Origin of the sequence: Bradyrhizobium sp. Bra64 (assembly GCF_024519875.1) — a bacterium.
In the GTDB taxonomy this organism is placed as follows: Bacteria; Pseudomonadota; Alphaproteobacteria; order Rhizobiales; family Xanthobacteraceae; genus Bradyrhizobium; species Bradyrhizobium japonicum_G.
In genome coordinates, this window is record NZ_JALJRD010000011.1 from 227,027 (window position 1) to 239,887 (window position 12,861).

The 12,861-nt window shown below is 65.5% G+C and carries 11 protein-coding genes and 1 tRNA gene; 6 read left to right on the forward strand and 6 right to left on the reverse strand.

The features are described from left to right. Window positions 1-130: 130 nt before the first annotated feature. The gene (locus NR187_RS27235) at window positions 131-1,381 is read right to left on the reverse strand and encodes a multidrug effflux MFS transporter (protein ID WP_211385131.1); all 1,251 of its coding nucleotides are present in this window, start codon (window positions 1,379-1,381) and stop codon (window positions 131-133) included. 316 nt (window positions 1,382-1,697) lie between these two features. On the opposite strand from NR187_RS27235, the gene NR187_RS27240 reads away from it, so the two are divergent. Beyond that, entirely contained in the window at window positions 1,698-4,073 is a 2,376-nt protein-coding gene (locus tag NR187_RS27240) for a glucose/quinate/shikimate family membrane-bound PQQ-dependent dehydrogenase (RefSeq protein ID WP_211385130.1), read from the forward strand. A gap of 68 nt (window positions 4,074-4,141) precedes the next feature. Here the strand turns inward: NR187_RS27240 and NR187_RS27245 are convergent. Next, a tRNA-Leu gene (locus tag NR187_RS27245) sits at window positions 4,142-4,230 on the reverse strand. 190 nt (window positions 4,231-4,420) lie between these two features. Between NR187_RS27245 and NR187_RS27250 the strand changes: the two genes are divergently transcribed. Next, window positions 4,421-4,864: a twin-arginine translocation pathway signal gene (locus NR187_RS27250; RefSeq protein ID WP_211385129.1), complete on the forward strand. Its 444-nt coding sequence runs from the start codon at window positions 4,421-4,423 to the stop codon at window positions 4,862-4,864. A 28-nt stretch (window positions 4,865-4,892) separates the two neighbouring features. Here the strand turns inward: NR187_RS27250 and NR187_RS27255 are convergent, their stop codons facing one another. Beyond that, complete coding sequence (locus tag NR187_RS27255) at window positions 4,893-6,095, reverse strand: FAD-dependent monooxygenase (protein WP_256808273.1); 1,203 nt, start codon at window positions 6,093-6,095, stop codon at window positions 4,893-4,895. Between the two features lie 19 nt (window positions 6,096-6,114). After that, window positions 6,115-6,360: a zinc-finger domain-containing protein gene (locus tag NR187_RS27260; protein ID WP_007602543.1), complete on the reverse strand. Its 246-nt coding sequence runs from the start codon at window positions 6,358-6,360 to the stop codon at window positions 6,115-6,117. Between the two features lie 308 nt (window positions 6,361-6,668). On the opposite strand from NR187_RS27260, the gene NR187_RS27265 reads away from it, so the two are divergent. Next, window positions 6,669-7,805: a hypothetical protein gene (locus NR187_RS27265; RefSeq protein WP_256808276.1), complete on the forward strand. Its 1,137-nt coding sequence runs from the start codon at window positions 6,669-6,671 to the stop codon at window positions 7,803-7,805. 116 nt (window positions 7,806-7,921) lie between these two features. Next, window positions 7,922-8,677: an alpha/beta fold hydrolase gene (locus NR187_RS27270; RefSeq protein ID WP_211385126.1), complete on the forward strand. Its 756-nt coding sequence runs from the start codon at window positions 7,922-7,924 to the stop codon at window positions 8,675-8,677. Here the strand turns inward: NR187_RS27270 and NR187_RS27275 are convergent. Further along, window positions 8,663-10,039: a hypothetical protein gene (locus tag NR187_RS27275; protein ID WP_256808277.1), complete on the reverse strand. Its 1,377-nt coding sequence runs from the start codon at window positions 10,037-10,039 to the stop codon at window positions 8,663-8,665. The two genes, NR187_RS27270 and NR187_RS27275, sit on opposite strands and share 15 nt — an antisense overlap. Window positions 10,040-10,315: 276 nt before the next feature. On the opposite strand from NR187_RS27275, the gene cysE reads away from it, so the two are divergent. Both cysE and NR187_RS27285 read left to right on the forward strand, forming a co-directional pair. Continuing rightward, on the forward strand, window positions 10,316-11,140 hold the full coding sequence (gene cysE, locus NR187_RS27280; protein ID WP_211385124.1) for a serine O-acetyltransferase: 825 nt from the start codon (window positions 10,316-10,318) through the stop codon (window positions 11,138-11,140). 126 nt (window positions 11,141-11,266) lie between these two features. Further along, entirely contained in the window at window positions 11,267-11,485 is a 219-nt protein-coding gene (locus NR187_RS27285) for a DUF3126 family protein (protein WP_007602550.1), read from the forward strand. Between the two features lie 162 nt (window positions 11,486-11,647). Here the strand turns inward: NR187_RS27285 and NR187_RS27290 are convergent. Then, a partial coding sequence (locus NR187_RS27290; protein WP_256808281.1) for a caspase family protein occupies window positions 11,648-12,861 on the reverse strand: 1,214 nt, incomplete at its 5' end.

Genomic DNA, 12,861 nt, shown 5'->3' on the forward strand with positions numbered 1-12,861 from the left:
GCTCGGTGTTCGACGGCGATCGCTGCGTCGCTGGCCGATCCGAGGCAGTCGGGTCTTCGCGCTGTTCCAGTTCCATTGGGCTCGCCTCTCGAATTGTTGCACGACAACATCGAGTCCGCGGCGAAGTTCCTCACGCGATGGGACGATGATGCGGCTTGAACAGCCGTCCCTTCTCCACCACCAGCACGATCGCGAGCGCAGCCAGCGTCGACAGGAAGAAGCCGACCGAGAACGGCAGCAATGTGCCGTCGAAGCTTTGCCCGATCGCCATGCCGACGACGATGCCGATCAAGGTCGTGATCGAGCCGTAGAGCGAGGACGCGGTGCCGGCGATGTGGCCCTGCGGCTCCATGGCAAGCGCGGTGAAATTGGCGACCATCATGCCGAACGAGAACATCATCAGCGCCGAGAGCACCATGAACAGCGGAAGCGGCAGCGCGCCGAGGCTTTCCGTCAGCAGCATCACGCCCGCCACCGCGGTGTAGAGCGTCAATGCGCCATGCGAGATCACGCGCATGCCGAGGGTCCCGACAAACCTGGCGTTGAGGAAGCCGGCAATGGCGGTGCCGGCCGCGATCGCGGCGAAGGCGAGCGGGAAGTAATGGCCGAGGTGATAGATGCCGGTGAAGACCTGCTGGGCCGAGAAGACATAAGCAAACAACGCGCCCATGACGCTGCCGGCCGCGAGTGCGTAGCCGATAGTCTGGCGATTGGACACGGTCTGCCAATAAGCTGCGAACACGTCGCTGGGGGCGAGGGACCTGCGTTCAGACGGGGGGAGAGTTTCAGGCAGGCGCAGCACGCTCCACGCCAGCGCGAGCAGCCCGTAGAGCATCAGCACGACGAAGATGCCGCGCCATTGCGTGACCAGCAGCACCGCCTGCCCGAACGAGGGCGCGATCACGGGTACCGCGATGAAGATCATCATCGCCAGCGACATCACGCTGGCCATGCGGCGGCCGACATAGCAGTCGCGGACGATCGAGGTGGCGATCACGCGCGTCGCCGAGGTGCCGAAGCCCTGCAGTGCGCGCGCCAGCAGCAGCGTCTCGAACGAGGGGGCGGCGACCGCGAGCACGCTCGCGACCGCATAGACCGCCATGCCGCCGAGCAGCACGGGCCGCCGGCCGAAACGGTCCGACAATGGACCCATGATGAACTGGCCCGCGCCGAAGCCGATCAGGAAGGTCGACAGCACCAGCTGAAGATGGTTGGCGTTGGGAATCTTGAATGCCGACCCGATATTGGGCAGCGCCGGCAGCATCATGTCCATCGCAAGCGGGTTCAGCGCCATGATGGACGCGATCACGATGACGAATTCTGGAAAACCCATGGGCCGGTGTCCCGAGGACACCCAATCGTCGGCATTGACGTCGGACAAGAAGCTCACCTCTGAAATTCAGAGGCTTTATGTATCGTCCATGCTGCGATGCACAAGCCATGTTTCGAGATGGCTGGCAGGCGAAGCCGGAACGGACAACAGTTGGTGAAGAAGCCGCCGTTGGAGCTCTGACATTTACGGGGGGGGGGGACGCTCAGCCGGCGCGACGGGCTTGCCCGAACGGTTCGAATGTCATTTGTCCACCCGGCATCTAATGGTTGTTAGTCACCGTTGATTGGACGAGAGTCCTCGGGAGCGGACGTCCGTTGCCGGTGCGCGGGACAGGTCCGGTCCCTCGTTCGTGCCGGGAGCGATCATGCAGCGATCCAGTGCGGTCTTCGTCACGGGTATCATCTATGCCTTGATCGGCCTGGTCCTCGCGGCCGGCGGCATCTGGCTCGCCGCGTTGGGCGGTTCGATCTTCTACATCATTCTCGGTGCCGGCATTCTGCTCACGGCTGCGCTGCTCATGGCGCGGCGCCGATCTGCGCTGGGCCTGTTTGCCATCGTCCTGGCCGGCACGCTGGTATGGGCCGTCTCCGAGGTGCGATTCGATTGGTGGCCGCTCGCGGCGCGTGGCGACGTCGTCTTCCCGATGGCGCTTTGGCTTCTCACGCCGGTGATCGTCCGTGGGCTGGGGCAAGGCCAGCGGGTCTCCTACGGAAGTGCGACGGCGCCGCTCTGGGCCGCCCTTGTGCTGGCCTCGGTCGTGCTCGTGATCGGGCTGTTCTCGAGCTATCACGACATCAACGGCACGATCGCGGAGGCCGGTTCTGCGGTTCAGCAAGGTGAAGCCGACCCGCAGCCGGATGGCGATTGGCGGGCGTATGGACGCACCCAATTCGGACAGCGCTACTCGCCGCTGAAGCAGATCACGCCTGACAATGTCGGCAAGCTCAAGGTCGCCTGGACCTTCCGCACCGGCGACGTGGCAACACCCAACGATTCCGGCGAGACGACCTTCGAGGTCACTCCGATCAAGGTTCGCGATACGCTCTATCTCTGCTCGCAGCACCAGGTCCTGTTTGCGCTCGATGCAAGGACCGGCACCGAGCGCTGGAGGTACGATCCCAAGCTCATGTTCAACAAGACGTTCCAGCATATGACGTGTCGCGGGGTCTCCTATCACGAAGCGGCCGCCGGCGCCGTCGACAGCAGCGGTCGTGCTGCGCCCGCCGAATGTCCCCGGCGGATATTCCTGCCGGTCAATGACGGGCGCATGATCGCGCTCGATGCCGACAGCGGCAAGCTCTGCGACAGTTTCGGCGATCACGGCAGCCTCAACCTGCAGGAAGGGATGGGGATCACGACGTCGGGCTTTTTCGAGCCGACCTCGCCGCCGGTTGTCAGCGACAAGATCCTGCTCGTTGCCGCCGCGGTCATCGACAATTATGGGGTCGAAGTGCCGTCGGGCGTCGTCCGCGGCTTCGATGTTTACACGGGCAGGCTGGTCTGGGCATGGGACTCAGGCGCGGCGGAGGAGAACGCGCTTCCGTCGCCGACACGCCACTATACCAATGGATCGCCGAATTCGTGGATCTCCGCCGCGTTCGACCCGAAGCTCAACCTCGTCTTTATCCCCACCGGCAACAACGGTCCCGATATCTGGGGCGGCAATCGCAACGAGCTCGTCGAGCGCTATTCCAGCTCCATCGTTGCGCTGGACATCAACACCGGCAAGCGCGTCTGGTCGTATCAGACCGTGCATCACGACCTCTGGGACATGGACGTTCCGTCGCAACCGAGCCTGGTCGATGTGTTGACGGCCAGGGGCATCGTGCCCGCGATCATCCAGCCTACCAAGGTGGGCAACCTGTTCGTGCTCGACCGCAGGAACGGCGAACTGATCGTGCCCGCGCCGGAACGCCCGGTCCCGCAAGGAGCCGCGCCCGGCGATCGTACTGCGCCGACGCAGCCGTTTTCCGACCTGACATTCCGCCCGGAGGCGAAACTGACCGGCGCCGATATGTGGGGCGGCACGATCTTCGATCAGCTGTTGTGCCGGATCGCGTTCCATCGACTGCGCTACGAGGGCACGTTCACGCCGCCGTCGTTGCAGGGCACGCTGGTGTTCCCAGGCAATCTCGGCATGTTCGAATGGGGCGGCATCGCGGTCGATCCCGTGAGACAGATCGCCATCGCCAACCCGATGTCGTTGCCCTTCGTCTCGAGACTCATTCCGCGCGGCCCTCTCAACCCTCCGGCGCCGACAGCCGAGAAGCCGGTCGGCAGCGAGGTTGGGACGCAGCCGATGTATGGCACCCCGTTCGGGGTCGATATATCGAGCTTTCTCTCGCCGTTGTCCGTGCCGTGCTACCGGCCGCCGTGGGGCTCGATGGCCGCAATCGATCTCAGGACGATGAAGGTCGTCTGGCAGCATCCCAACGGCACCATCAGGGACACCACGCCGCTGCCTCTTCCCTTCAAGATGGGTGTGCCGATGCTGGGTGGACCGATCACGACCGCAGGCGGGGTCGCATTCTACACCGGCACCTACGAGTACACGATCCGGGCTTACGACGTGCGCAACGGCAACGTACTCTGGGAGGACCGTTTGCCGGCCGGCGCCCAGTCGACGCCGATGAGCTACGAGGCCGACGGCAAGCAATATGTCGTCACCGCTGCCGGCGGCCATGGCTCGTTCGGCACCAAGCGCGGTGATTACGTCATCGCCTACGCATTGAGGGATTGAATGCGGGAGGTCGTCATGGGGGAATGTTCCGGATCGTGCTGCTGCACGGTTCGCGGCGTCAGCTCTCGTGGTGCGGGCAGCCGGGGTCGAACCGGCACAGCGCTTGCGCACCGAGGGATTTTAAGTCCCTTGCGTCTACCAATTCCGCCATGCCCGCTTGATCCAACGAGATCAAACACTTAAGCCCTTGTCCGGTGATCTGGAATTGGCGCTTGCAGGCCGGAGGGGCGGTTCTTCCTTAAGCGAGCCGGCGGCACAAGGCAAAGCCTCAATCCGGACACCTGTTGTTGCTTTAGGCATTCTCAATCCACGGGGGCTATTCATCCGGCATGCCTGCTTTGATTCAAATGGCTGCTTTGATCCGATATCGCCTGCGCATGTGCTGCGGGGCCGTCGCGCTGCTTGGCGCCGGCTTCGCGTTGTCCGGCTGCGCCGGCATGAGCGAGACGATCGCTCCGGCCTTTGCCGATCCCGCCAAGTACGAATTGTACGACTGCAAGCAGCTCGAGGCCGAGCGCAAGTCGCTCGCCAGCCGCACCGCGGACTTGCAGAAGCTGATGGACAAGGCGCAGACCGGCGCCGGCGGCGCTGTCGTGTCCGAGCTCGCCTATCGCAACGAGTACATCGCCGTGCGCGGGCAGGCGCAGTTGGCCGAAGATGCCTGGCGTCGCAACAGGTGCCGGGAGTCGCCGCCCGAGGCGACGCCGGCCGCTGCGCCGGCGCCAGAAGCCAAGCCTGTAGCCAAGCCTTTAGCCAAGCCTGCCCCGAAATCCAACAGAGCAGGGCACTGAGACATCCTGCCGGCGGCGCCTCGCATCATCAGGGCCGCCAGCCGTAGATCCAGTCCTGCCGCGCCAGCATCCGCTCCGGGCCGAGCGCACGGACTGCGGCATCGCGCGCGAACGCGAGCGGCCCGCTGAGATGATAGATGCGGCCCTGCTGTCGTGCGGTCCGCTGCATCCGCCGCACGCGCGCCTGGCGCGCGCGGCCGTATCGGCTCAGCGCAGCCGAGATGCCCGCGGCACTCCCGGCGGCCTCGAGGCTCAAATGCTGCGCGAGCACCGCGGCGTCCTCGATCGCCATGCCGGCGCCCTGGGCCGCAAACGGCAGCATCGCATGCACGGCATCGCCGAGCAGCGCGACCGGACCCTTGCTCCAGGGGCAGTCGTCGGGCACGCCGAACAGCGCCCATTTCCGCCAGCTGTCGACGGTGGCGAGCATCATGCGCGCGGCCGGCGGCCAGCGCGGCGCGGCGAAGGCGTCCATCACCTCGAGGGGATCGCCGGGCGTGCTCCAGCCCGGCCGGCTCCAGGTGCCCGGCAGCACCGCGACCACGTTGATCTGTCGTCCGCCGGCGATCGGATAGGCGACGAGATGGGCGTTCGGGCCCATCCAGAGCTGCACCCGGCGCGCGGTGTAATCCTTCGGCAGTTGCGTGGCATCGAGCGTGCCGCGCCAGGCGATCAGCCCGGAGAAGCGCGGCTGCACCTCGGGAAACAGCTGCTGGCGGACCGTCGACCAGATGCCGTCGGCGCCGATCAGCGCACTGGCGAGATCGCTGCGGCGGATCGTGCCGCTGCGATGGACGACCGTCAGCCCCTTGGCGTGAGGCGCCACGTCCTCGTAGGTCGCGCCCAGCTTCAGGTCGATATCGGGATGGTCCGAGATTGCGCCCGCGAGCGCGGCTTGCAGGTCGGCGCGGTGCACCACCCAATAGGGGGCGCCGGCGCGCGCGGCGGCGGCTTCGCCCAGCGGCATGCGCAAAAGTTCGCCGCCGGCCCGCGCGCTCATGATCGAGACCGCCTCGGGGATCACGGCACGCGGCTTGAGGCGCTCGCTGAGGCCAAGCTCGACCAGCACGCGGCTGGCATTGGGGGAGAGTTGCAGGCCGGCGCCGACTTCCTCGAGCCGCTCTGCCTTTTCCAGCACGACGATGCGGAAACCGCGGGCCGCGAGCGCGAGCGCGGCCGTCAGTCCGCCGATTCCGGCACCGGCGATGACAATCGTTCTGGAGAGCGCCACGCCTGACCGACGGAAGCGGTCAGGCCACCTTGTCCTTCAGGACGCATTCCGGCGGACGGGCTTCGCCCGCCTTCAGATCGGCCGCGAAACGGTACAGCGTCGAGCAATAGGGGCAGATGATCTCGTTGTCGTTGCCGAGGTCGAGGAAGACGTGCGGATGGTCGAACGGAGGGTTGGCGCCCACGCACATGAACTCTTGCGAGCCGATCTCGATGACGGGGACACCGGCATCGTTGTGGAAGTGCGGGACGACATGGTCGGACATCGTAGTTCATCCTGGAGTGGCAATGGCGGCAGACACAATCAACGACTGGCGCGGCATCTTTGAGGCGCCGCGGACCATACTGGCGGGTGCAGCTGATTGCTAGTCCGGCGGAACCGAAAGGTCCGCAATCGCCCCATGCTCATTTGCTCATGCAAATTCGACACAATCCTGCGGCCTGAGAGAAGCCCTTCTTTCGTCGGGGACGTTGTGTCGCAATTTTGGCATACTATGTCTGTGGACGAGCGCAATTGCGACGAAAGACGAAACGTCAGGCGTCAACGATCTCAGGACCGTCCGGGTTTTTCCGCATGAAATGGCTGCGAATCAGCACAGCGTTGACCGGTATCGCGGCATGCAGCTTCATGCTCGCGCAGGTAGCGCCGCATGCCCGCGAGGCCGGGGCGATCTTCACCGCCCAGGACGATCCCGCCGCGCTCTCCGAACTCAAGCTCGACGCGCTGCTGCGGAATGACGATCGCCTGGTTCAGGACAACATCGAGGCCGCGCTCGCATCGGGCGATGCCGATCTCGCCGACAGTTTCGTTGCGCTGGCGCGCGACCGCGACATCGCGCTGTCCGACGACCTCCTGAGCCGCGTCAGCGACGCGGTCAAAGCCGAAAACTCCACCTCGCATTTCGCAAAGCGGTTCGCCACGGGGCTCGTCACCGGCAACGCCGACGATGTTGCGAGCCTGTCGGGAACCGTGGCCGGCGATCTCTTCGTGTTCGGTGACGTCAGGGACGTCGTTCGCGAGGGCAAGCACCTTGCCATGGGCGAGGACACCGATCGTCTGGTGCTCGGCCTTGCGGCCGCCGGTCTTGCGGTCACGGCCGTGACCTTTGTCTCCGTCGGCGGCGCCGCGCCGGCGCGCGCCGGGCTGACGTTAGTGAAGGACGCGCGCAAGGTGGGGCGGCTCGGCGAGGGGCTCGCGGCTTGGGCCGGCCGGTCGGCGCGCGAGGTCGTCGATGCGCCGATGCTTCAGAACGCCGTCGCCAGGGGGTCGGTGTTCCGCCCGGGCGAGACCGTGAGCGCGATCAAGGCCGCGTTCCGCGCCGAGAAGGCGGGCGCGCTGGTCCGGCTCGGCAAGGATGTCACGCGGGTCGCCGAAAAGACCGGCACGCGCGGCGCCATGGACACGCTGCGCATCGCCGAAGGCCCCAAGGACGTTGCGCGCGCGGCACGGCTCGCGGAAGCGCAGGGCGGCAAGACCCGCGCGATCATGAAGCTGTTCGGCCGCGGTGCGCTGCTGCTGATCGGCGGCGCATTCGATCTCGCATTGTGGCTGTTCGGCGCGGCATTGACGCTGTTCGGCCTGCTGTCCTCGATCAAGGCGACCACCGAGCGGCTGACCCAGGCCTGGTGCGATCGCAGACGCGCGCGGCGGATGCGCCGGGCGCAGACCGCCGCGGAAGCCGCTCTGGCGAACACGGCCGTCACCGCCTGAAGCGCGAAGCGCTTCAGGCGGTCGTTTTGAGCATGATCTTGCCGGAAAACCGCTGCACACTTTTCCGGATCATGCTCTAAAATCAACCTTTCCCCTCAAGACCTGCGGACCTGATGATGCCGAGCTTCCACAACGGCGCCGTTGAAATTGCCTATCTCGACGAAGGCGAGGGCGATCCGATCATCCTCGTGCACGGCTTTGCCTCCAGCAAGAACGTGAACTGGGTCTATCCGACCTGGGTCTCGGAACTGCGCAAGAACGGCCGCCGCGTCATTGCGCTCGACAATCGCGGCCATGGCGAAAGCGAAAAGCTCTACGAGCCGGCGCAGTACTCGATCCCGACCATGGCCGGCGACGTGCTCGCGCTGATGGACCATCTCGCCATCCCGCAGGCCGATCTCATGGGCTATTCGATGGGCGGGCGGATGACGGCCTGGCTGGGGCTCAACGAGCCGCAGCGCCTGCGCTCGGCGATCCTCGGCGGCATCGGCATCGGCGGCCTGATCGAGGGCACCGGACCCGGCGAGAACGTGGCGACGGCGCTGGAAGCGCCCTCGCTCGACGACGTCACCGATCCCGTCGGGCGCACGTTTCGAGCGTTTGCCGATCAGACCCGTTCCGACCGCAAGGCGCTCGCCGCCTGCCTGCGCGGCACGCGCGAGCTGATGACGAAAGAGCAAGCCGCGCGCATCGAGGTGCCCGTGCTGATCGCGGTCGGTTCTACCGACGACGTCGCGGGCTCCGCCAGCGCGCTCGGCGCGCTCATTCCGGGTTCGGAAGTGCTGGACATTCCCGGCCGCGACCACATGCGCGCGGTCGGCGACAAGGTCTACAAGACCGGCGTGCTGGATTTCCTGTCACGCCGCAACTGAGGGCTCGTCTGCCGGTTCGTCGTCGCCAAAACGGCGCGCCAGCGCCGTCAGCACCACGAAGGTCGCGACCCACACCATGCGTGCGCCGTAGCGGTCGTGCGGACCGGAGATGACGGCGCAGATGAAGGCGTTGCCGAGCAGTGCCAGCGTGACCGTTGCCGCCAGCAGCGTCAGATCGTCGAGCCGGCGGCGCGCCAGCGCAGGCGCGAGCAACCCGACCAGCGCCAGCATCGAGGCCAGCGCAACGGGAACGTGCAGCCAATTGACGTAGTCGAAATTGACGCCCCAGTTCTGCTGCCGCGCCGCGCGCATCGGCGCGACCTGCGCCGGGATGTAGCGCTCGATGATGCCGTAAGTGTGCGGGATCCAGACACTGGCGCCTTCGCCGGTCGCCACATGCAGCAATTGCTGGCCCATCGCCCGCAGCGCCGCGCCGGCCTGCCAGGCCGGATAGTCGGCGAGCGCGTGCACGACGATGTAGCCCATCTCGTCGTCCATGCCTTCGAAGCGGCCGAGCGTGTTGAACATGCTCTTGCCCCACAGGAACTCGTCCGCGGTCGCCGGCAGTTCATTGCGATAGGGGCAGAGCTTGTAGGTTTCGCGCGGGCAGTGGTCGTTCAGATAACGGGCGACGATGCCGTCCTGCATCATGCGGCCGAATGCGACGCCGTAGCCGCCGGGCGTCCAGGCCCATTTGCCGGACAGCGCATGATTTGCCGACACCAGCATCAGGGCGCCCGCGAGGATGGTGAGGCTCGCCTGCGCCAGCCCGGCAACCGGCAGGCGTGCGCCCAGCAACGGCCGTACCATCCAGCCGGCGATGCAGAGCCCGAGCAGCACGCCAAAAGTGGCGCTGTGGGTTGCGGCGGCAAAGGCGGTGAAGACGAACAGCGAGATTTTTTCGATCAGCGAAGTGCGCTGCCCGCCGACGACCAGCAGGAACAGCGACAGCACCGACAGCCCTGCAAAAATATCGGTGAGCAGCATGCTCGCGAGCCAGGGCAGCGCGGTCGACAGGATCAGGGCCAGGCTGATCGCGACGAAGCGGAACGTCTGCATCAGGCCGAGCACGCGCAAGGTGAGCTGCAACAGCCACAGCGTCGCCAGCGACTGGACCGCGAGGTTGATCCAGAAACCGAAATGCTCGCCATAGTGCAGATAGAGCCCGAACACGGTGGAGCGGCTCGGAACGAGATAACCCTCGTACCAGCGCGCCAGATAGCCGCCGGTATCCCATTGCAGCAGCGGATAGCCGTTCCAGAACGCCGGCGCGATCATCAGGAGGGGCAGGGCCAGCGCGGCCAGCCGCAGCCAGAACGAGGCCGCGGCGCGTGCGCGCAATTGATCGGTTGTGATGCTCAAAGCCGTTCCGTCCTCGCTCGGACCATGCCTGCAATAAGGGTTGGGAGAGAATTCACCAATAGTTTGACGCCGCCCGGCTTGAATTTGGCAAAAACCTGACCACCTTGAGCCGACCTTGCCGCCCGGGGGCGCTAGAAGAAAGTGTTGTGTTTCAACGTGTTGGAACGCTTTCGCGGGGCAAGGCGCTGTTCACTCTCAGGCAAGCCCGTCAGGACTTTGTCGCCTAGATTGTGCTATAGAGCCGGCAAAACGAGCCAATTCGAAAGAGCAGACCCCATGGCAGTGCATCAGGTCAATCCGGGAGGAAAGCTTGCCACGCTCGATCCCATCTGGGATCGGATTCGCGGCGAAGCCGAGGACATCGTCCACCGCGAGCCGGAGCTTGCGACCTTCATCTATTCGACGGTGCTGCATCACAGCCGGCTGGAAGATTCGGTGATCCATCGCGTCGCCGACCGGCTGGATCATTCCGCACTGTCCGGAGATCTCGTGCGCCAGACCTATGACGAGGCGCTGCGCGACGACCCCGATCTCGGCAACGCCTTTCGCGCCGATCTCGTCGCCGTCTACGACCGCGATCCCGCGACCTCGCGCTTCATCGATCCCTTGCTCTACTTCAAGGGCTTTCACGCCCTCCAGACCCATCGCCTGGCGCATTGGCTCTATCTGAAGGGCCGCAAGGATTTCGCGTACTATCTCCAGAGCCGCGCGTCGGCGGTGTTCCAGACCGACATCAATCCCGCCGCGCGCATCGGCCGCGGCATCTTCCTCGACCACGCCACCGGCTTCGTCTGCGGCGAGACGGCGCTCATCGAGGACGACGTCTCGATCCTGCACGGCGTCACGCTCGGCGGCACCGGCAAGGAGAACGAGGACCGCCATCCGAAAATCCGTCACGGCGTCCTGATCGGCGCCGGCGCAAAGATCCTCGGCAACATCGAGATCGGCCATTGCGCGCGCATCGCGGCCGGCTCGGTCGTGGTCAAGCCCGTGCCGCACAACGTCACGGTCGCGGGCGTGCCCGCCAAGATCGTCGGCGAAGCCGGCTGCGCCGAGCCGTCGCGCACCATGGACCAGATGATCAACGCCATGGGACTTTGAGCGCGTGAGTTGAGGGCCGGATTCTCCGGCCCTTTTCGTCCCCAAATTCTTTGGTAATTCATGCTGGCGGTTCGTCGCGTCTCGTCCTAAAACCCCGCCAACCCGGATTTCGATTGGAGACTTGCCGTGGACGTCAAGGAAGTAAGGAAGCTCGACGCCTATCTGAAGCGCGTGTTCGGCAATCCCAAGATCCGCGTCGTGCCGCGGCCGAAGAAGGATGATTCCGCCGAAGTCTATATCGGCGAGGAGTTCATCGGCGTGCTGTTTGTCGACGACGAGGACGATGATCGCTCGTTCCAGTTCCAGATGGCGATCCTCGAGGACGACCTCGTCGACCAGGAATAGGCGACGCGTGCCGGTGCGGCGCCAGGGCGTCGTTCCGGCTCGTCTACCGCATGTTGCGCAAGGCCGTCGGGACTACGCCGAGCCTTTACCGGCCACGGCAGTCCGATTGATCCGGTCGGCTACTATTGCCATTGCCGTAAGCCTGTCCATGCGGTGCCGAAGCTAATTGCAAACTTCCACGATCCCTGCCGATGTCATCGCTGCCGCGCCTTGCGGGGTACCAGGTCGAGCACTTACGAGGCGACAGCCTTTTTGCACCGGCCTGCAGCCAGCCTGTCCACAAAACATCTGTCCAGCAGCTTGCGGCTTCGAGGGCGCGGCCTCAACCTTCTTCCTCTCGTCGTCTCGCTTCCTGGCGTCCTCGCGGGTCGCGACAGGCTTCTTGTCCTGCACCTTCTCGCATTCATTGTCGTCATTGACGCGATAGCCGGCGCGGCAGGCGATCTTCGCGCAAGCGTCGCCGTCGGCCCTGAAGCCGTGATCGCACACCAGCGGGCAGACCCGGCCCGGCCTGGCCTTGATGGCGTCGAGCGCGTCGAAGCTCGCCTGCTTGGCGTCGAGCTTCGTCCCGGCATATTTGTTGAACAGCGTCAGTGAGCGTTGCGAGGACGCATTCCAGTCGCCGTCCGCCGATGTCGCCAGGCAGCCGACGCGGCGCAGTTCGGACTGCACGAGCTTCGCCGTCTCTTGCGGCGACAGGCTCGGCGGCGATGCGGTTGGTGCGACAGCCGCGACCTTCTGCGCGGTATCGGCAACTTGCGACTTCTCGGTCGTCCGCTGTTCGGCGACCTGCTTGGTGTCATTTGCCAGCTTGTCGGCGAGCGCCTTCTCGGCGGCTTGCTTGTCGGCCACGGCCTTTGCCGCTGCGGCCTCGGCCTCCTTGCGGCGCTGCTCGGCGGCGGCCGCCTTGGCCTCCTCGACCTGCTTGATCTTCTCCGCCGCGATACGGGCGTCTTCCGCGGCCTTGGCGGCCGCAGCGGCCTTCTCCTGTTCGGTTTTCTTGGCGCGATCGATTGCCAGCCGGGTCTTCTCGTCCTCGGCCTGCCTGGCCTTTTCCGCAGCGGCAGCGCGGGCTTCTTCGGCGGCGATCTTGTTCAATTGCCCCTTGGCGAGATTGGTGTAGAAGCCGCTGGGAAAGCGATCCAGGAAGGCAGCCCATCCGTCACGCGTGCCAAGCTGAAGCGCCAGTTCATAGTCGCGCCGGATTTCGCTGTCCGGGTTGGCCTGCGGCCCGGCCACGACCGGCTTCGCTGCAACCAGCGGCACGTCATCGCCGCCGAGCGAGCCGTATACATACGGCTCCTGCTTGTAGCCGGTGTTTTTGAGCACATCGTCGCGCACGAAGCCGAACGCCTTGCGCAGGTCGAGGCCCGGCA

What these genes read in the sequence shown, in the direction of transcription:
- NR187_RS27240 (WP_211385130.1), top strand. Translation starts at nt 1,698, where the DNA reads ATGCAGCGATCCAGTGCGGTCTTCGTCACGGGTATCATCTATGCCTTG.
- NR187_RS27250 (WP_211385129.1), top strand. Translation starts at nt 4,421, where the DNA reads ATGGCTGCTTTGATCCGATATCGCCTGCGCATGTGCTGCGGGGCCGTC.
- NR187_RS27260 (WP_007602543.1), bottom strand. Translation starts at nt 6,360, where the DNA reads ATGTCCGACCATGTCGTCCCGCACTTCCACAACGATGCCGGTGTCCCC.
- NR187_RS27265 (WP_256808276.1), top strand. Translation starts at nt 6,669, where the DNA reads ATGAAATGGCTGCGAATCAGCACAGCGTTGACCGGTATCGCGGCATGC.
- NR187_RS27270 (WP_211385126.1), top strand. Translation starts at nt 7,922, where the DNA reads ATGCCGAGCTTCCACAACGGCGCCGTTGAAATTGCCTATCTCGACGAA.
- cysE (WP_211385124.1), top strand. Translation starts at nt 10,316, where the DNA reads ATGGCAGTGCATCAGGTCAATCCGGGAGGAAAGCTTGCCACGCTCGAT.